The sequence below is a fragment of the Chryseobacterium jejuense genome (genome assembly GCF_017877355.1).
Classification (GTDB): Bacteria; Bacteroidota; Bacteroidia; order Flavobacteriales; family Weeksellaceae; genus Chryseobacterium; species Chryseobacterium jejuense_A.
On the sequence record NZ_JAGIPR010000008.1, the window covers coordinates 153,155 to 171,390 of the forward strand.

An 18,236-nucleotide genomic window follows, 5' to 3' on the forward strand; every position below is an offset into this window, starting at 1 on the left:
CGTCTCAATAAGAAACACGCTCTGAAATTCAGGCGTGTTTCTCTTTTTACAGGTGATTTTAGGAATGAATTTTGATATGCAGAAATAAAAATCCACAGTGTTTGAATAAAAAATTCTTAAGTTCGATGGGTTTTTCTTATTTTTATTCCTTACTGCAGATTTTAGATTATGAATTTTCTCAGACTTCCTTTCATTGTTAAGCTTACCCTTGTTGTTATCTCGATTATAGGAATCGGGTATCTTTTAGCATTAGGCCAGACCATTTTAGCTCCTTTTTTCTTTGCATTCCTGATGGCTATGCTGTTTTTACCGGCAGCCACTTTCATGGAAAAAACACTAAGATTTCCGAGATCTGTATCAACGATGACTTCCGTATTCATTATGTTGATGATTTTAGCAGGAATCATCTATTTTTTCACCAATCAATTATCTGATTTCAGCAAGGATCTTCCTCACCTGAGAGAGCAGCTTACTACCGTTTTTAATAATGCTCAACATTGGGTTTCCAAAACCTTCAATGTAAAGGTAGATGAGCAGGTAGATTACATCAACCAGGGGCTGAATAAGCTTTTATCATCTTCCGGTGCTATTTTAGGCTTTACTTTCGGTATTTTTTCAACAGGATTTGGGTTTATCACATTCTTTACCCTATTTTTCATATTCATCTTAAATTACAGAAGACTGTTAAACAATTTTATTGTTACCGTTTTCAAAGAGAGACATAAATCAAGTGTGCAGGCTGCTGTAAATGAAATTCGTGTCATGACCAAGAAATACATCTTCGGACTTTGCCTTCAGGTTATTATTGTGTCTATCCTAACCTCTATTGTACTTACCGTTTTAGGAGTAAAATATGCTATTCTTTTAGCGGTTTTAACAGGTTTATTAAATGTAATTCCCTATTTGGGTATTTTCATATCGCTTCTTATATCCTGCTTTATCGCATTTGCTACCGGCAGCCCTTCAACATGTATCTATGCAGCTATCGGATATATTGGTATTCATGCTATAGATGGAAATATTGTACTTCCATTTGTTGTAGGCTCCAGAGTGAAAATCAATGCATTATTTTCTTTTATAGGCATTCTTTTAGGAGAACACCTTTGGGGAATTGCCGGAATGTTCCTTTGTATTCCCGCCATTGCCATTATTAAGATTATCTGCGAAAAAGTTGAAGATTTAAAGCCTTGGGGAAAACTACTTGGAGAAGAAGAAAGACCTAACAAAAAGAAGAAAAGCTATAAGATTTCAAAGAATATTACTTTGAAAGAAATGGACTGATATTATGAGTAGTAAGTGATGAGTAGTAAAAAACAATCTCAATAAAAAAGGCTGCCCTTAAACAGGACAGCCTTTTTTATTATTCGATTTATGGAAGAGCACAATATGGGTGCATTCCATTTGGACAGGTTTCTGTACAAAGAATATTAGATTGTATATCCGGACAATATCCATAATCTTGCCCTCCTCCTCCAGGACCACCCAAACAAGGATCACCAGGAGGTATTTTACATGGGCATCCTATAGGACCAATATCACATTTGCCAATACCAGCTCCACCCTGAATTTCTCTTAAGTTTGTTCGATTTAGTTTTTTAAGATTTTTCAACATAATATTATTAGTTTAGTTTGTTTTCAAATATAAATAATAAAATGATATAAAAGCCCATACCAACCAATTATTAACACAAATAATCTTACTTTTTATTAAAAAAATCATAATAGAATTATATTTTTATTCTACATTTGATATAAAATATTATTATGAAAATCATTAAACTCATCATCTGCATTTTATTTGGGGTTATGTTTATTAATGCAGGGTTAGACAAGTTCTTTCATTACAACCCGGTTCCTCCACTCACTGATGCGCAAATGAAGCTATATGCAGCATTTGGAGAAATAGGATGGCTATTGCCACTCGTAGGAACTGTAGAAGTAATTGGTGGACTTTTATTTATTTTTCCAAAAACAAGAGCACTGGGTGCTCTCATTATTCTGCCGGTTTTGACAGGAATTTTAATCCATAACGTTTACAGAGACCCTTCTACCACAGGAATCTGTATTTCCGGAATACTATTTCTGATTAATATCTGGATATTGATTGATAACAGAGAAAAGTATAAAAATCTGGTTGGATAGCAATTGAAACTTATACTTAGCTGATGAAACCAAATATCATCAGCTATCTTCCACTATATAAAAGCACTGAATCCCGTAATCGATCGTCCTACGATGAGCGAATTAATTTCTTTTGTTCCTTCATAAGAATAAATAGCTTCTGCATCTGCTACAAAACGAGCTACATCATATTCCAGGAGAATACCATTCCCCCCCATCACTTCTCTCGCTCTGGAAACAATATCCCGGGTTCTTAATGTACAAAAAACCTTAGCCAATGAAGCATGTTCATCCTTTAAAATTCCCTCATCCTGCATTTCAGACAATCTGAAAACCATAGTCTGCATGGCGGTAAGATTGGATAACATTTCCACCAAATGCCCCTGAATCATCTGAAAGGAAGCAATCGGCTTTCCAAACTGTTCTCTTGTTCTGGTATATGCCAAAGCGCTTTCATACGCTCCTCTTGCACATCCTGTTGCCATCCAGGCTACTCCTGCTCTCGTCATCCTCAGCACTTTTCCGGTATCTTTGAATGAATTGGCATTCTGCAGGCGATTTTCTTCTGTAACCAGGCAGTCTTTAAGCGTAATCAATCCATTCTGGACAATCCTCAAAGCCATTTTTCCTTTGATTTTCTCTACAGAATATCCCGGATTATCCTTTTCAACAATAAATCCTTTTACTTCTCCGCTATCCAAATCTCTCGCCCAGATAATAATAAGATCTGCAAAGGTGGCGTTTCCTATCCATTTTTTCTGACCATTTAAAATCCAGCCCTCTTCTGTTTTCTTGCATGTAACAGTAAGCCCACCTGCAGCTCCGGAGCCAACCTCCGGTTCAGTTAATCCAAAAGCTCCTATTTTTTCAAACTTCTGCATCTGCGGAAGCCATTTCTGTTTTTGTTCTTCTGAACCGCAGATATAAATAGAACCCATTGCCAACCCTGACTGTACCCCAAAAAACGTAGCAATAGAAGCATCAATTCTTGCCATTTCCATAGCGATAACGCCTTCCATCAAAAAAGGCATTCCCGGACAACCGTACCCTTCATAAGTAACTCCACAAATATCCAGCTTTTGAAATTTTGGAATCAACTCGAAAGGAAATTCATCTCTGAGCCAGTAATGATTGACTAAAGGTTTCACTTCTTTTTCCATAAAAGCTCTTACTTTAAGCTGTATTTCCCGTTGCTCAGGCGTTAGAGTGTGGTAAATATCATAAAAATCACCATCAATGGGAGGAAGTTCTTTTTTTTTCTTATCGGGATCAAGCATTTTCATAAGCCCGGTAAGCTGCTTATCGTCAAGCTTTGAAAAATTATGCATCAGTTTGGGCAGATCTACTTTTTGTGAAATAGCACTTAGCTGATCAAAATCTATGGCTGTGAATAACCCTATTGCATTTCTGATTTTAGAAAAGGTATTTGACATAATGATATATTGTGATTTTGGTTTGTAAAAAGATAAGCAAAAATTACTCCGAAAACAATGCTCAATTCTTTAACTTGTTTTACAAATAACTAATATTCAACTAATTAAAACAGAATATTCTCTTTACAAGTTTTTTACTTCCCATTTTCAAGGATTACAAAGAATCCTGACTGAACTTTGACTCAAGCAAAATCTCAAAAATCTTACACTATGAAAACGAATTACATTACATTATCATTATCAGCCGTCCTTTTACTGGGAATTTATTCATGTAAAAAAGGAGAAGCAACCACCAGCGAACTTAAAAGTTATGAAGCTTCAGCAGATTCTGCGTCCGTTGTGGCAGACAGTGTTTCATCTGTTGCCAGCATGGAAGTTAAGGATAAAAAGTTTATCAAAACGGCAGATGTCAATATGGAAGTGAAAGATGTTTATAATGCTACTATTGCCATTGAAAAATCTGTACAGGAGCTTGGAGGTTTTGTTACCAAAAGTAATCTTCAGAGCAATGTTGCTTATGAAGATACTTACAATACTTCTGACACTGAAGCCATGCTGATCAAAAAATACAAGACCGAAAATACAATGCAGGTAAGAGTCCCTACTGAAAAACTAGGAGAACTCCTGACATCTATCAATAATAACAAGTTATTTTTGAATTCAAGATCCATCAATGCGGAAGATGTTACTGCCAATATCAAATATTCGGAACTGGAAGCGAAAAGAAATCAAAAGACTTCAGAAAATATAGAGACGATAAAAACCAATAAAGACAAAGTAACCTTAGATGACAATAACATGTCTGAAGGAAATCTTCAAAAACTGAATACCATGAGTATGGCTGATAACCTGAAATACAGCACAGTTGACATCTACATCAAAGAACCAAAACTTCGCATCGCTGAAATTGCTGTAACCAATACAGACCGCATTGACAATAAATATAAATACAATTTTATCTATGATGCAAAAGACGGTTTCGTCTACGGATTTTATCTGATTCAGAGAATTATTGTAGGACTTATCAACATATGGCCCATCGTATTAATCGCAGCCGGAGTGGTTTATTTCTTAAGAAAAAGAAAATCAAAAAAATCTGAACTGCCTAAATCTTCAGAATAAAACTCCTAACCTATAGGTTATCATCATAATTTTAGATTTTACAGCCTCCTGTTTTCGGGAGGTTTTTATTTTTTTGAAAAAAAACTGTAACGATTGCAATGCACCTCTTACCTACTGTTTAAAAGAACAGAAAATCAAAAAAAATAAATACTATGAAAAATTTAATGAAACTTGGATTCGCAGCATTACTATCAATACATTTCACGACTACAAATGCACAGCATAAGAACACAGAGAATGAAAATAGTCTGCTATGGGAAGTTTCCGGAAACGGACTTTCTAAGCCATCTTATATTGCCGGAACATTTCATATCTTATGCAACAAAGATTTTGAGATAAAACCTAAAACCTGGAATGCCCTTAATAAAACTGAAAACTTTGTAATGGAAATCAATTACACAGATCAAAATGAAGTGCTTGCGATGCAGAAAATGATGGCTACCGATAAAAAAATATCCGAGCAATTGACTTCTGAAGAAGCAAAAGAGCTGGATAAAATACTTGCTGATTACGGAACCAACCTGAAAAACGTTGACAACCACAGCCCACAAGCCCTTTATACTCTTGTAGCCACAAAAGCCATTCCATGCCCTCCGAATGAAGTGAAGATGTATGAAATTGAACTGCTAAAAGAGGTTTTGAAAAACAAGAAAAGCGTGAATGGGCTGGAAAAGGTTGAAGACCAAATTAATGCAATTGGCCAGTCATACAATCTGAAAGAAGTAATATCTCAACTGAAATTAAGTAATGAATACACCATCGCTTCACAAAAAATGACGGAAGCCTTTAAAAATGAAAATTTAAAAAGTTTGGATCAGCTCATTAAGAACCCAAAATTCATGAATAAAAAGCAGGAACAATTAATGCTGACTGACCGAAATACAAAATGGGTAGAAAAAATGCCCGAAATCATGAAAAAACAAAGTACATTCTTTGCAGTAGGAAGCGGTCATTTATGGGGTAATAAGGGTCTCATCACTCTCCTTAAAGCAAAAGGATATACCGTAAAGCCTGTATCAAGCTTGTAACAATAACCCCCAACCATGAAACTATTGTGAGTACTTCAACTGAAACAGCCTTTTTACAGCTTGTTAATCAGCACAAAGGCATCTTATATAAAGCATCCCGGATCTATGCCGATTCTATCGAAGACCGGGAAGATCTTCAGCAGGAAATCCTTATCCAGCTGTGGAAATCCTATCAAAACTTCAAAGGGAACAGTGAGTTTTCTACATGGATGTATCGCGTCGCCATTAATACTGCGATCACTTATTTAAAGAAAGAAAAGCAGAGAGCGAAAAACCATACAGACTCACCCCATCATTTTGAGGTACAACAGGAGGATTATAATCCAACAAAAGATAAACAGCTGGAAGTTTTTTATCGTGCCGTTCAGGAATTAAGTTCATTGGAGAAAGCCGTCATTTTTTATTTCATGGAAGGAATGTCACATAAAGAAATTGGAAGCAACCTCGGGCTCAGTGAAGGCAATGCCCGTGTAAAACTTAACAGAACAAAAGAAAAAATACAGCAAATCATAAAAAAATCAGGTTATGAATTTTGATCAACTAAAAGAACAGTGGAATAATGAGGACAACAACGTCCATATTCCTGACACTATAGAACAATTAAAGGAAAGCAAACACCCTATCGAAAAAATTCAGAAAAGTATGAAAAAGGAATTCCCAATGCAGGTCTTTGCTATTATTCTTTTAGCATTCTTTCCTCAAATACTGAATTTTCCCATTTCACAATATGTTATTTACTACACCTCTTATGTTATGCTTGTCGCTATATCTTCTTATTATTCATTTGGATTTTACAAATTTTACAAGCAGACTGAACTTTATACAGGCAATACTAAGAACAGTCTCTGGAAAATCTACCACGAATTAAAACTTAATATGGAAAGATACCAATCTTTTGGCTTCCTACTTCTTCCTCACTTTATGATTACACTGGGTCTTGAATTTTATAAGGTGTTGGCAAAAAAAGGAATGACCTTTGAAAATGTAACCAATTCTTATCAGCACACTCTTATTATCTCTGTTCTGATTGGAACAATCGCAATGATCCTGAATATTGTTTTATGGACAAAGTATATTTATGGCCGCCACGCTAAGCAATTGGAAAACATTTTGAATGAGATGGAAGAATAACATTCAGAAAAAGTCATTAATCTCATAAAAAGTAAACCTCAGATCAATTCTGGGGTTTTGTTTTTTAAAAAATCGTTATTTATCATCTTCAAATTTATTTGAGGTTTTATTTTTCCTTAAATTTGCAAATCAGAAATAAATCGTTATGGATTTATAAAGATTTTGATCCGGTACATTATTTTCTGAATTATAAATTCTCAACAACATGCTATCAAAAATAAATCCTCTACAAACCAACAGCTGGAAAGCCCTTGATGAACATTTTGCTTCTAATGATCTTGAGCTAAGAAGTCTTTTCCAGTATAACCCGAACCGTTTTGAAGAATTCTCTCTACAAAAGGATAACTATCTTTTCGATTATTCTAAAAACCTTATTGATTCCAGAACAAAAGAACTTTTATTACAACTGGCAGAAGAATGTCAGTTAAAAGACGCTATTTCTAAAATGTTCTCTGGGGATAAAATCAATGAAACAGAAGGAAGAGCTGTTTTACATACTGCTTTGAGGGATTTTTCTGATCGTGAAATACTAGTAGACGGTGAAAATATCAAGCCTCAGATCAAAAGAGTATTAAACCACATGAAAGCTTTTTCTGAAAAAATCATTTCAGGAGAACATAAGGGTTTCAGCGGAAAAGAAATCACAGATGTAGTAAACATCGGAATCGGAGGTTCAGACCTGGGGCCTGTAATGGTTTGTTCGGCCTTAAAGCATTTTAAAACAAGGCTGGATGTTCATTTTGTTTCCAATGTGGATGGCAATCATATTGCAGAGGTTGTTAAAAACCTAAACCCGGAAACTACTCTATTCATTATTGCTTCTAAAACGTTTACCACTCAGGAAACAATGACGAATGCTAACTCAGCAAAAGACTGGTTCCTTAAAGCTGGAAAACAGGAAGATGTAGCAAAGCATTTCGTAGCTTTATCCACTAATATTGAAGCTGTTAAGCAGTTCGGAATCGCAGAAGAGAACATTTTCGAATTCTGGGATTGGGTAGGTGGAAGATACTCACTTTGGAGCGCTATCGGATTAAGCATTGTATTGGCTGTAGGCTATGAAAACTTTGAACAGCTTTTAAAAGGAGCTTTTGATACAGACCAACATTTCCAGGCAGAAGATTTCTCAGAAAACGTTCCTGTATTAATGGGACTTTTAGGTATCTGGTATCGTAACTTCTATGCAGCAACCAGCTATGCAATTCTTCCTTACTCACAATATCTGGACAGATTTGCAGCTTATCTTCAGCAGGGAGATATGGAAAGTAACGGAAAATGTGTGGATAGAAGCGGTGAATTCGTAGAATACGAAACAGGGCCAATCATTTGGGGTGAACCCGGAACCAATGGACAGCATGCATTCTATCAACTGATCCACCAAGGTACAGAATTGATTCCTGCAGATTTTATTGCTTACGCTAAAAGCTGTAATGAGGTTTCTGACCATCAAGATAAATTATTAGCCAACTTCTTTGCACAAACAGAAGCCCTTGCTTTCGGAAAAACAGAAGAAGAAGTGGAAGAAGAACTTCAAAATGCAGGAAAATCTGATGAGGAAATAGATAGATTATTAAATTTTAAGGTTTTCCACGGAAACACCCCTACTAACTCAATATTATTCAAGGAATTAACTCCTTTCTCATTAGGTCAGTTAATTGCCATGTATGAACACAAAATCTTCGTTCAGGGTGTTATCTGGAATATTTTCAGCTTCGATCAGTTCGGAGTGGAATTAGGTAAAGTACTTGCTAACAAAATCTTACCAGAGCTTGAAAGCAACGAGATTATTACTTCACACGACAGCTCTACGAACGGATTGATTAATTATTATAAAGGAAATAAATAGCAGATGTCTGCATTACGATCATATTATTATAAACTGCCCCCCGGTTTTAGACTTTTGGGAAGAAAACTATATTATTTTCCTATAGACCTCTATGAAGGGATCACCGGAAAAAGAGCTGAAAATGAGCCTAAAAAGGGAGACATTTATGTGGGGAGCAGCGATTTTATTCCCCATGGGATCCGTCAGATGAATGTTCTAAAAAAACATATCGCCCTTAAAAACACAGACCATGTTCTGGATATTGGCTGCGGAATCGGAAGAACAGCTGTTGCCCTGTCCGGATTTATAGATAAGGGAACTTACGATGGTTTTGATGCAGTAGAAAAAGGAATTAAATGGTGTGACAAACACATTCATAGAAAATATCCGAATTTCAACTTTAAGTTTACACCGATTTATAATGATCTGTATAATACTTTCAGTCAGAAAGCAGAAAATTTCACCTTCCCTTATGATGATGCTCAGTTTGATAAAGCATTTCTATTCTCTGTATTCACTCACATGCAGATTCCCGAAATCAGACAATATCTGAATGAGATCAGCAGGGTTTTAAAAAGCGGCGGACAATGTCTGGCTACCTTCTTTCTGTATGATGAGTCTAAAAAAGAAGGGGGAAGCATGCATTTCCCACATCAATATGAGGGCTACAGATTAATGGATGATAAAGTAACGGCTGCCAATATTGCCGTGAGTGTTCCATTACTGAATCAAATGGTTCATGAGGCAGGTCTGAAAGTGAAAACAATACAAGGAGGTTTCTGGAGAAATGATGTAGAAAAGGAAGGCGCCGATGAATTTCAGGATATTGTAGTATTTGAAAAAATCTAAATCTAAATAAAAGTAAAAAGTAAAAAATGGCAGAAATTCTTGACGGACTTAAAGTATCCAAGGAAATTAAAGCAGAGATTAAGGCTGAAGTAGAAAAAATCCTTGCAAGCAAAAGAAGAGCACCTCATTTGGTAGCAATTCTTGTAGGAAACAACGGAGCTAGCAAAGCTTATGTAAATGCTAAAGTAAAAGACTGTGAAGAAGTAGGATTTCAATCCAGCTTAATCAAATTCCCTAGCACTGTTTCGGAATCTGAATTATTGGAGACAATTGACGAACTGAATAAATCTAAAGCTGTTGATGGCTTTATCGTTCAGTTACCTTTACCGGATCAGGTTGACCAGGAGAAGATTATCAATGCTATTGACCCAAGAAAAGACGTGGATGGATTCCACCCTGAAAACTTCGGAAAAATGGCTCTTGAGATGGATACTTTCTTACCGGCAACTCCTTTCGGGATCTTAACATTATTGGAAAGATATAATATTGAGACTAAAGGAAAAGACTGTGTAATCATCGGAAGAAGTAAAATTGTAGGTAGACCAATGAGTATCTTAATGGGAAGAAAAGATTTCCCTGGAAACTCAACGGTGACTCTTACACACTCATACACAAAAGACATTGAAGAATATACTAAAAAGGCAGACATCGTTATTACAGCACTGGGAGATCCACATTTCTTAAAAGGAGAAATGATTAAGGATGGTGCTGTAATTGTTGACGTGGGCATCACAAGAGTAGACGATGATTCTCCAAAAGGATATTACCTTGCTGGTGATGTAGATTTTGACAGCTGTGCAGCAAAAGCAAGCTGGATTACCCCGGTTCCTGGAGGAGTAGGCCCAATGACAAGAGCGATGTTGATGAAAAACACCATCATTGCTTATAAAACTTCGGTCTATAACGACTAATTTTAAAATGAATAAAGAACAAGATATTTTATTAAAAGAAGGTAAAATGCTCCCTGTAATGGAGCATTTTTACACTTTACAAGGAGAAGGAGCACACACAGGAAAAGCCGCTTATTTTATCAGATTAGGAGGTTGCGATGTGGGTTGCCACTGGTGTGATGTAAAGGAAAGCTGGGATCCGGAGCTTCATCCGTTGATGGATGCTGTGGAAATTGCAGAAACAGCTGCTAAGCATTGTAAAACCATCGTTCTTACAGGAGGTGAACCTCTTACATGGAATCTGGAGATCCTGACGTCTAAATTAAAGGAACTTGGTTGTACTATTCACATTGAAACTTCAGGAGCATATCCTATGAGTGGACATCTGGACTGGATTACCCTTTCTCCGAAGAAAACAGGATTACCGAAAGAAGAGATTTATCAAAAGGCTCACGAGCTTAAGGTCATCGTTTTCAACAATCATGATTTTGCATTTGCACAGGAACAGGCTGCCAAAGTTTCTGAAAACTGTAAGCTTTATCTTCAAAGTGAATGGAGCAAAAGAGATGATATGTATCCTAAGATTACAGATTTTATTCTGGAACATCCGGAATGGCAGGCTTCAGTACAAACCCATAAATATCTGAATATACCTTAAAAATACGTACATTAGCTGGCCGTTCCTGTAATAATACCGATAGATGCAGAGAATTCGATACTCTAGATACCTGAAATCGATCATTATTTTGCTTGACCTCATGGTTATTGCATCTATCTTCATATTCTTTTTTATAAGCAGAAACGAAAATCTGAAGTATCATAAGGAAACCTGGTACCAGAACACTTTTTCCCTGGTTTTGCTGTTTTTGTTCTGGGTGCTTCTCAGCGGTAGGACAAAAATATACAATATTCCGAGGAACCTTACGTATACGCTCTTTCTGGAAAGGCTTTTGATCCATTTCATCTCCTTTATACTTGGTGTTCTGCTCATTGGGAAGGTCAGTAATAATGTATTCTTCAGTTCAGATATTTATTGGCTGTCATTTTATCTGCTTATATTTATCTTTTTAGCAAAATCATTTATCTACTTCTCTATTAAATACTTACGATCTTTAGGGGTTAACTACCGAAATATCATGTTTTTAGGAGATGGTGATTCTACTGAGATCCTTAAAAATATTTTTAAGGAACGTAAAGATTATGGATACAGGATATTCGAATATGAGAATGCAGATGCCAATACAGCAGAACTTGTTAATTTCTGGAAAAAAAATGGAATACACACCCTGTTTTTCTCTACAGAAAACTCTTATAGTGAAAGCATAGAATCGGAGATTTTCAAACTGGCAGAAGACAATAAGGTTCATATTTCATTGATCCCGAGTATTACTCAGAGTGACTTTTTCCTGTATGACCTTGCTTATATACAAACTCAACCAATTCTTAATCAGGCAAGGTACCCATTGGATTATTATTCCAATTTCCTGATGAAGAGAGCTTTTGACATCTTTTTTTCCATATTCGTATTGGCCTTCGTCTGTACCTGGCTATTCCCGATTATTGCTATTTTAATCCGGGTAAGTTCTAAAGGACCTGTTTTTTTCTTGCAGAAAAGATATGGTTTCCATGAAGAGGTATTCAGCTGCATAAAATTCAGGACCATGGTGGTGAATGATGAATCTACAACCAGTACAACCAAAGAAAATGATACAAGAATCACCAAGGTGGGTAAATTTCTAAGAAAAACCAGCCTTGATGAGCTTCCGCAATTCATCAACGTACTGAAAGGCGAAATGTCTGTGGTAGGACCACGTCCTCACATGTTAGCTGTTGATAATTACTACAAACCAAAAATCGGAAGATATAGCTTAAGAAGTATGGTAACCCCGGGAATTACAGGGCTTGCACAGGTAAGCGGATTACGCGGTGATCTGGGAGATGTGGAAGTAGAAATGAAAAAAAGGGTTCTCGCAGATGCATTCTATGTAAGGAACTGGAGTTTTGTTCTGGATCTGATTATCATATTAAAAACCATTTTACTGGTTATCGGCGGGGACAAAAATGCAAAATAAAGCAATCGCTAAGGTTAGGATAATTTTAACATTTTCCAGACTTCTGTCTTCATTTCAACCTTAGCCTAATTCAATAAAAAAGTCTAATTTAGCGGTATGTTAAAAAAGTTTTTCACAGCAATAGGGGAATATATTATTCTTTTAGGAAAATCCCTGCAGAAACCCCAGAAAATGAGGGTTTTTTGGAAGCTGTTCATGAGAGAAATTAATGATTTGGGAGTAAATTCTTTCGGACTTGTAGTCTTCACATCAATCTTCGTGGGGGCTGTAGTGGCTATTCAGATGTTCAACAACTTTGATGCCTCTTCGTTTCCCATCCCACCTTCATTTGTAGGATATGCAACAAAAGCTGTACTTGTATTGGAATTTGCTCCTACCATCATCAGTTTAATTTTAGCAGGCAAAGTAGGTTCATACATTGCCTCCAGTATCGGAACAATGAGAGTTTCTGAGCAGATTGATGCTTTGGATATCATGGGAGTAAATTCACCCAACTTTTTGATATTTCCAAAGATCATTGCCTGCATGATTTTTAATCCTCTTTTGATTGCCATCAGTATAGTATTTGGTATTTGCGGAGGTTATATTGCCGGGCTTTTGACAGGAAACTGGACGGCAAACGATTATATCACCGGTATTCAAATGTACATGCCTAATTTATTCATTTATTATGCATTTACCAAAACCGCTGTTTTCGCTTTCATCATTGCAACAGTTCCGGCTTATTTCGGATACTTTGTAAAGGGAGGCTCACTGGAAGTAGGTAGAGCCAGTACACAGGCTGTGGTATGGACAATGGTATTCATTATCATCTCTGAATTAATTTTAACCCAATTAATATTAAGCTAATGATTGAGGTAAAAGATCTTAAGAAAAGTTTTGGCGATGTTGAAGTGCTTAAGGGAATTTCAACTTCATTTGATAAAGGAAAGGTAAACCTGATTATTGGACAAAGTGGTTCCGGAAAAACAGTTTTTCTGAAAAGTCTGTTGAATGTTTATATGCCGTCTTCCGGAGAAATATTATTTGATGGTCGTAATGTTAATACCATGACCCGTGATCAAAAACAGCATCTTCGTTCAGAGATTGGAACAGTATTCCAGGGAAGTGCGCTGTTTGACTCTTTAACAGTGGAGGAAAATATTATGTTTCCGTTGGATATGTTCACTAACCTTACTTATAGAGAAAAAAAGAAAAGGGTTTTTGAAGTAATAGGCAGAGTACACCTTGACAAGGCTGATAAAAAATATCCTTCTGAAATTTCCGGTGGAATGCAGAAAAGGGTTGCCATTGCAAGAGCAATTGTGAACAATCCTAAATATTTGTTCTGTGATGAACCTAACTCAGGGCTGGATCCATATACCTCAAAAATCATTGATGATCTTCTATATGAAATCACCAAAGAATATAATACTACAACAATCATCAATACCCATGATATGAACTCTGTAATGACGATTGGCGAGAAAATTGTATACCTAAGACTTGGAATCAAGGAATGGGAAGGGAATAAAGACATCCTGATTACAGCAGGCAATAAAAACCTGATTGACTTCGTTTATTCTTCAGAACTATTTAAAGAGCTGAGAGAATATTTACTTGAGAATAACAAAACAATTGAGAATACAAAATTAGACGATAATGAAAAAGGTACTTAGTATAGCGTTAATAGGGTTTTCAATGTGGGCTTCTGCACAAATTTCACTGGCAGGTAAGGCCAACTTAATATTTCCTACAGGCTCACCATCATGGTCCAATATCAAAGGAACAGTGAATGATGCTATTGAAGGGACAGGAAAAAACAATGTAGGGTTCAATGTAGGACTTTCATTAAAGGTAGCGTTACCTACTTCACTTTTCTTAATGCCAGAGGTATATTATACTCACTTTAAGAATGAATTCACAACAGAGAATACTACTTTTGATGTGAAGAGCAACCGTATTGATGTTCCGGTTCTTTTAGGATATAACGTTTTAGGTAATATGTTAGGCGTTTTCGTAGGTCCGGTAGGAAGCTTTAACCTAAGCAAAGACAATACTTACAACGATTTTAAAGAAAATGCAAAAAATAACTTTACAGTAGGCTACCAGTTCGGCGCACAGCTTGAAATTAAAAAGCTTATTGTAAATGCAAAATACGAGGGAGCTTTCAGTAAAGACGAAAGAAACTTCATCAACAAAGTTTCCGGTTCGGAGATCAGATATGATAACAGACCTAACTTATTTATGGTTGGTTTGGGATATAAATTTTAATCAACAATCGAAAATAACAACTTTAAATCCTCAAATTTTAAATTTGAGGATTTTTATTTTGATTTTCAAGCTCAGCCTGACGCTTTGCAATTTCTGCCGCCTGTTTTTCTAAGTCTTCTTTTTCTTTCTGAAGCTGCTTGAATTCTTTTTTCTTCTGTTCAGCCTTTATAGCGCTTCCTTTACTGAGATATCCAACCATTCCGCCAATAATAAGACCAATTCCTACTCCAGCCATGATACCCATGATGTGAGAAATTTTAATCTGCTCTACGGCAAAATCAGTGGTAAGATAAAATAATAAAGCAGAAACTGCTAAGAGGATAAGTCCGGTAATTGATAAACTCTTCATAATATTGTGTTTAATTGATTATGTTATAAAAGCTATACCAAATTTACTAAAAAATTAATAAGCCTTTATACTGGATAAGCACTTTAATTGGTATTTCCAATAATCAATATGCCATAATTATTCCAAATCTTGTGAAAAGAAAAAATATTATCAAACAAAAAACGGACTCATTTCAGAAATAAGTCCGTTTTTTATAATAAGTTAATAGATTACATTTTTCCTCCCGCAGCCTTGTAATACTCCAAAGCCTTCGGTAAGTCTTTATTAATATCTGAAATTCTTGTATCCGGGCTCGGGTGAGTAGATAAGAATTCCGGTTGTCTTGCTCCTGAAGAAGCGGCTTCCATTCTGTTCCAGAAAGGAATAGCTGCTCTTGGGTCATAACCTGCCATAGACATCAGATACAATCCCATTTCATCAGCTTCAGATTCCTGGCCTCTGCCATACTTTAGCAATGCAACTTGTGATCCAATAGGGTATACTTTCTGGAAAACACTTGCCCATTGTGCATTTGAAATAGCTCCGCCAAGAATAGCTCCTCCATACTGAGCCATCATAGCCTGAGAAATTCTTTCATTTCCATGACCTGCCAATGCGTGAGAAACTTCATGTCCCATTACTACAGCAAGTCCGTTATCATCCTTGGTAACCGGTAAAATTCCTGTATAAACAGCTACTTTACCTCCAGGCATACACCATGCATTCAATTCATTGCTTTGCAGTAGAGCAAACTCCCAGCTATAATTGGCAAGATCCGCTGATCTTCCAATACTCTGATAATATCTCTCTGCTGCACTTTTAATTCTGTTTCCTACATTTACCACTCTCTTTGCATCTGCTGTTCCGGTAATAAGCTTACCTTTAGACAATGTCGTTTTGTATTCCTGTGCAGACATTGTTAAAATTTCTGAATTATTGGCCAGCTGTAAAGACGATCTTCCTGTAATTGGATTTGTAGTACAGGCAGCAACCAATAGAGCAAATGCTCCCATTCCTAATAGATGTGTAACTTTCATAGTTTGAGTGTTAATAATTCAACCTTAACAATTTTTATTCCAAAATATTTTTGATATGAAATTTTTGCATACATTTTGCTATTTAAATTTAATAATTATCTCAATCATGAAAAAGTATATTTATATTCTGATGATATTTGGGTTTCTGTTCAGCTTTCAGAGTTGTGCATCACAGGGTTCATCAGATCCAACAATAGTAAATGCATTAGTGGATTCTCAGGAATTTACTTTTTATGCACAAAGAGCCAATCCTACCAATTATGATGTTATCAATGTTATGAACTCCATGCCCAATTCTACTTCAACCAGAATCTTGAATCTGAACACAGGAGATTATACTATTGACGTCAATAAGAATACCGTAGATGTAGTGCTTCCGTATTTTGGAAGATTATTTACACCCTCTTTTGGAAATACTGATAAAAATGGGTACAGATTTACCTCAAAGGATTTTGTTATCAATAAATCTCAGAATAAAAAAGGAACCTGGACTGTAAAAATCCAGCCTAAGGATGTGAGTACTGTTGAAGAGATCAACATTGAGATCTTTAAAAATGGTAAGGCATTCGTTTCTATGAAAAGTAATGACAGACAACCTATTACCTATGATGGATATGTTTCTAAAAGTGAAGTAAAGCAGGAAAAGGAAAAACTTTAATTTCTGTTTTCTCCCGATAAAAATTTTTCAACAAATAATTTTGCTTCAGTGCTTGGATTAGAAACCATCTCTGAAGCATTTTTTTTGTGCCACTGATAGGCTTCTTCTACCACATTACTTTTTTTCATCAAGGATAAAATATATTCCTGAACCCAATATTCAAAGCGCTTTTCTGCCTGTTGGGTACGGATTTCTTCAAAACGTCCGGATTTCTTTTTCAAATCAATAAACTCCGATATTTTGTCATAGATTTCCTGAAGCCCTTCATTGTGTAAAGCAGAACCTAGTAACACCGGGATTTTCCATCCTTTTTCTTTTGGAGGAATAAAATCCAAAGCTCTTTTTAATTCTAGTCTTGTATTTTTGGCTTTCTGAAGATTATCCTGATCTACTTTATTAATGAAAACAACGTCCACCATTTCCATAATTCCCCGTTTTATTCCCTGCAGTTCATCACCACCACCAATGATTTTAAGGAAAAGAAAAACGTCAGTAATATCTGCGACTAAAACCTCTGATTGCCCTACTCCAACGGTTTCAATTAAAATATAATCATAACCTGCTGCTTCACAGATCATCATGGTTTCAAAGGTGGTATTGGCTACTCCGCCTAAAAATCCTGAACTTGGGGAAGGCCGTATGAACGCATTCTCTTCTTTTGCAAGCTCTTCCATACGGGTTTTATCTCCCAGAATACTTCCTTTATTGATTGAAGAACTGGGATCAATGGCAAGAACTGCTACCTTTTTTCCCTGAGCAATAGCCAATCTACCGAAACTTTCAATAAAAGTAGATTTTCCGGCACCGGGCACTCCAGTTACTCCTATTCTTATGGAGTTTCCTGCGAAAGGCATAATTCTTTTCAGAAGGTCTTCTGCCTGTACTCTATGCTCAGCTTTTTTACTTTCAACTAAAGTAATAGCCTTTGCAATCAGACGTTTATTACCTGACTGTATTCCCTCAATAAGTTCTTCTGTAGAAAATTTCATTGATTCAAAATTAACAATTAAAAAGCGAATGGTCAAGAGTTCAGAGTCAATGACTGAATAAAAGAATGATAATAAAAATTTTCACTTTGCATTATTCGTATTATATTAATTTTTATTTCTTCTAAATCAAAACTACAACACACAGTATCAACAGGTTTTGGAATTTATTACATTTGTTATATATCAAAATAAGAAACATGAAAAAAATCATTGCTGCGGCATCATTCACTGGGATTCTATTAGTTTCCTGTACTCCTAAAGCTTCAACTTCTGCAGCTACAGCAGGAACTTCAACTTCTACTGCTGAGGAGATTGCCCAGGGAAAAACTATTTTTGAAAACTCTTGTGGAAAGTGCCATAAACTGCCTGATCCTACGTCACATAATTCTGTACAATGGGTAGGAATTATGAATGCTATGGCTCCTAAGGCTAAACTAACGGATGAGCAGCACAAATGGGTTTATGATTATATTGTTTCTGTGAAAAAGTAATTCACCCAA

At 36.0% G+C, this 18,236-nt stretch carries 21 protein-coding genes; 16 read left to right on the forward strand and 5 right to left on the reverse strand.

The annotated features are described in order from the left end of the window. Window positions 1–168: 168 nt before the first annotated feature. Window positions 169–1,281 (forward strand): AI-2E family transporter, encoded by a 1,113-nt coding sequence (locus J2772_RS16880; RefSeq protein WP_209918754.1) that lies wholly within the window; start codon window positions 169–171, stop codon window positions 1,279–1,281. An 88-nt stretch (window positions 1,282–1,369) separates the two neighbouring features. Here J2772_RS16880 and J2772_RS16885 read toward each other — a convergent pair whose 3' ends face one another. Further along, entirely contained in the window at window positions 1,370–1,612 is a 243-nt protein-coding gene (locus tag J2772_RS16885; protein ID WP_209918756.1) for a bacteriocin-like protein, read from the reverse strand. Between the two features lie 152 nt (window positions 1,613–1,764). Here J2772_RS16885 and J2772_RS16890 point away from each other — a divergent pair, with 152 nt between their 5' ends. Next, a complete protein-coding gene (locus tag J2772_RS16890; protein WP_209918758.1) occupies window positions 1,765–2,142 on the forward strand; it encodes a MauE/DoxX family redox-associated membrane protein in 378 nt (125 codons plus the stop codon). Window positions 2,143–2,195: 53 nt separating this feature from the next. Here the strand turns inward: J2772_RS16890 and J2772_RS16895 are convergent, their stop codons facing one another. Continuing rightward, window positions 2,196–3,554 (reverse strand): acyl-CoA dehydrogenase family protein, encoded by a 1,359-nt coding sequence (locus tag J2772_RS16895; protein WP_209918760.1) that lies wholly within the window; start codon window positions 3,552–3,554, stop codon window positions 2,196–2,198. Window positions 3,555–3,764: 210 nt separating this feature from the next. Between J2772_RS16895 and J2772_RS16900 the strand changes: the two genes are divergently transcribed. From J2772_RS16900 to J2772_RS16955, 12 genes are all read left to right on the forward strand, one after another. Next, window positions 3,765–4,676 (forward strand): DUF4349 domain-containing protein, encoded by a 912-nt coding sequence (locus J2772_RS16900; protein ID WP_209918763.1) that lies wholly within the window; start codon window positions 3,765–3,767, stop codon window positions 4,674–4,676. Between the two features lie 152 nt (window positions 4,677–4,828). Then, window positions 4,829–5,704 carry a TraB/GumN family protein gene (locus J2772_RS16905; protein ID WP_209918771.1) on the forward strand — a complete coding sequence of 292 codons (876 nt, stop codon included), beginning with the start codon at window positions 4,829–4,831 and terminating at the stop codon, window positions 5,702–5,704. Window positions 5,705–5,805: 101 nt separating this feature from the next. Continuing rightward, window positions 5,806–6,240, forward strand: a complete 435-nt coding sequence (locus tag J2772_RS16910; protein ID WP_410494433.1) for an RNA polymerase sigma factor — start codon at window positions 5,806–5,808, stop codon at window positions 6,238–6,240. Next, window positions 6,230–6,835, forward strand: a complete 606-nt coding sequence (locus J2772_RS16915; RefSeq protein ID WP_209918774.1) for a hypothetical protein — start codon at window positions 6,230–6,232, stop codon at window positions 6,833–6,835. The genes J2772_RS16910 and J2772_RS16915 overlap by 11 nt, the downstream gene beginning before the upstream one ends. A gap of 205 nt (window positions 6,836–7,040) precedes the next feature. Beyond that, window positions 7,041–8,681: a glucose-6-phosphate isomerase gene (gene pgi, locus J2772_RS16920; protein ID WP_209918777.1), complete on the forward strand. Its 1,641-nt coding sequence runs from the start codon at window positions 7,041–7,043 to the stop codon at window positions 8,679–8,681. Between the two features lie 3 nt (window positions 8,682–8,684). Then, entirely contained in the window at window positions 8,685–9,509 is an 825-nt protein-coding gene (locus J2772_RS16925) for a class I SAM-dependent methyltransferase (RefSeq protein WP_209918779.1), read from the forward strand. A 26-nt stretch (window positions 9,510–9,535) separates the two neighbouring features. After that, window positions 9,536–10,420 (forward strand): bifunctional 5,10-methylenetetrahydrofolate dehydrogenase/5,10-methenyltetrahydrofolate cyclohydrolase, encoded by an 885-nt coding sequence (locus J2772_RS16930; protein ID WP_101240560.1) that lies wholly within the window; start codon window positions 9,536–9,538, stop codon window positions 10,418–10,420. Window positions 10,421–10,427: 7 nt separating this feature from the next. Then, a complete protein-coding gene (locus J2772_RS16935) occupies window positions 10,428–11,057 on the forward strand; it encodes a 7-carboxy-7-deazaguanine synthase QueE (RefSeq protein WP_209918781.1) in 630 nt (209 codons plus the stop codon). A 43-nt stretch (window positions 11,058–11,100) separates the two neighbouring features. Beyond that, entirely contained in the window at window positions 11,101–12,471 is a 1,371-nt protein-coding gene (locus J2772_RS16940) for an exopolysaccharide biosynthesis polyprenyl glycosylphosphotransferase (protein ID WP_209918791.1), read from the forward strand. A 96-nt stretch (window positions 12,472–12,567) separates the two neighbouring features. Beyond that, window positions 12,568–13,320, forward strand: coding sequence for an MlaE family ABC transporter permease (locus tag J2772_RS16945; RefSeq protein WP_209918793.1), 753 nt, complete (start codon window positions 12,568–12,570; stop codon window positions 13,318–13,320). Beyond that, complete coding sequence (locus J2772_RS16950; protein ID WP_089738993.1) at window positions 13,320–14,129, forward strand: ABC transporter ATP-binding protein; 810 nt, start codon at window positions 13,320–13,322, stop codon at window positions 14,127–14,129. Before J2772_RS16945 ends, J2772_RS16950 begins: the two co-directional genes overlap by 1 nt. Then, complete coding sequence (locus tag J2772_RS16955) at window positions 14,113–14,724, forward strand: outer membrane beta-barrel protein (RefSeq protein WP_209918795.1); 612 nt, start codon at window positions 14,113–14,115, stop codon at window positions 14,722–14,724. Before J2772_RS16950 ends, J2772_RS16955 begins: the two co-directional genes overlap by 17 nt. A gap of 37 nt (window positions 14,725–14,761) precedes the next feature. Here the strand turns inward: J2772_RS16955 and J2772_RS16960 are convergent, their stop codons facing one another. Together J2772_RS16960 and J2772_RS16965 are read right to left on the reverse strand one after the other, a co-directional pair. Next, on the reverse strand, window positions 14,762–15,073 hold the full coding sequence (locus J2772_RS16960) for a hypothetical protein (RefSeq protein ID WP_045501475.1): 312 nt from the start codon (window positions 15,071–15,073) through the stop codon (window positions 14,762–14,764). Between the two features lie 209 nt (window positions 15,074–15,282). Beyond that, complete coding sequence (locus J2772_RS16965) at window positions 15,283–16,089, reverse strand: M48 family metallopeptidase (protein ID WP_045501477.1); 807 nt, start codon at window positions 16,087–16,089, stop codon at window positions 15,283–15,285. 106 nt (window positions 16,090–16,195) lie between these two features. On the opposite strand from J2772_RS16965, the gene J2772_RS16970 reads away from it, so the two are divergent. Beyond that, a complete protein-coding gene (locus J2772_RS16970; protein ID WP_209918796.1) occupies window positions 16,196–16,747 on the forward strand; it encodes a DUF4251 domain-containing protein in 552 nt (183 codons plus the stop codon). Here J2772_RS16970 and meaB read toward each other — a convergent pair. Further along, window positions 16,744–17,736 (reverse strand): methylmalonyl Co-A mutase-associated GTPase MeaB, encoded by a 993-nt coding sequence (gene meaB / locus J2772_RS16975; RefSeq protein WP_209918798.1) that lies wholly within the window; start codon window positions 17,734–17,736, stop codon window positions 16,744–16,746. The genes J2772_RS16970 and meaB overlap by 4 nt on opposite strands. A 197-nt stretch (window positions 17,737–17,933) precedes the next feature. On the opposite strand from meaB, the gene J2772_RS16980 reads away from it, so the two are divergent. Next, complete coding sequence (locus tag J2772_RS16980) at window positions 17,934–18,227, forward strand: c-type cytochrome (protein ID WP_209918800.1); 294 nt, start codon at window positions 17,934–17,936, stop codon at window positions 18,225–18,227. The last annotated feature ends 9 nt before the right edge of the window (window positions 18,228–18,236 follow it).

Bases quoted from the DNA above. Each gene is read 5' to 3' on its own strand.
- meaB (WP_209918798.1), bottom strand. From the start codon at position 17,736: ATGAAATTTTCTACAGAAGAACTTATTGAGGGAATACAGTCAGGTAAT.
- J2772_RS16970 (WP_209918796.1), top strand. From the start codon at position 16,196: ATGAAAAAGTATATTTATATTCTGATGATATTTGGGTTTCTGTTCAGC.
- J2772_RS16940 (WP_209918791.1), top strand. From the start codon at position 11,101: ATGCAGAGAATTCGATACTCTAGATACCTGAAATCGATCATTATTTTG.
- J2772_RS16980 (WP_209918800.1), top strand. From the start codon at position 17,934: ATGAAAAAAATCATTGCTGCGGCATCATTCACTGGGATTCTATTAGTT.
- J2772_RS16960 (WP_045501475.1), bottom strand. From the start codon at position 15,073: ATGAAGAGTTTATCAATTACCGGACTTATCCTCTTAGCAGTTTCTGCT.
- J2772_RS16930 (WP_101240560.1), top strand. From the start codon at position 9,536: ATGGCAGAAATTCTTGACGGACTTAAAGTATCCAAGGAAATTAAAGCA.
- J2772_RS16945 (WP_209918793.1), top strand. From the start codon at position 12,568: ATGTTAAAAAAGTTTTTCACAGCAATAGGGGAATATATTATTCTTTTA.
- J2772_RS16925 (WP_209918779.1), top strand. From the start codon at position 8,685: ATGTCTGCATTACGATCATATTATTATAAACTGCCCCCCGGTTTTAGA.
- J2772_RS16950 (WP_089738993.1), top strand. From the start codon at position 13,320: ATGATTGAGGTAAAAGATCTTAAGAAAAGTTTTGGCGATGTTGAAGTG.
- J2772_RS16905 (WP_209918771.1), top strand. From the start codon at position 4,829: ATGAAAAATTTAATGAAACTTGGATTCGCAGCATTACTATCAATACAT.
- J2772_RS16965 (WP_045501477.1), bottom strand. From the start codon at position 16,089: ATGAAAGTTACACATCTATTAGGAATGGGAGCATTTGCTCTATTGGTT.
- J2772_RS16895 (WP_209918760.1), bottom strand. From the start codon at position 3,554: ATGTCAAATACCTTTTCTAAAATCAGAAATGCAATAGGGTTATTCACA.
- J2772_RS16915 (WP_209918774.1), top strand. From the start codon at position 6,230: ATGAATTTTGATCAACTAAAAGAACAGTGGAATAATGAGGACAACAAC.
- J2772_RS16890 (WP_209918758.1), top strand. From the start codon at position 1,765: ATGAAAATCATTAAACTCATCATCTGCATTTTATTTGGGGTTATGTTT.
- J2772_RS16880 (WP_209918754.1), top strand. From the start codon at position 169: ATGAATTTTCTCAGACTTCCTTTCATTGTTAAGCTTACCCTTGTTGTT.
- J2772_RS16900 (WP_209918763.1), top strand. From the start codon at position 3,765: ATGAAAACGAATTACATTACATTATCATTATCAGCCGTCCTTTTACTG.
- J2772_RS16955 (WP_209918795.1), top strand. From the start codon at position 14,113: ATGAAAAAGGTACTTAGTATAGCGTTAATAGGGTTTTCAATGTGGGCT.
- pgi (WP_209918777.1), top strand. From the start codon at position 7,041: ATGCTATCAAAAATAAATCCTCTACAAACCAACAGCTGGAAAGCCCTT.
- J2772_RS16885 (WP_209918756.1), bottom strand. From the start codon at position 1,612: ATGTTGAAAAATCTTAAAAAACTAAATCGAACAAACTTAAGAGAAATT.
- J2772_RS16935 (WP_209918781.1), top strand. From the start codon at position 10,428: ATGAATAAAGAACAAGATATTTTATTAAAAGAAGGTAAAATGCTCCCT.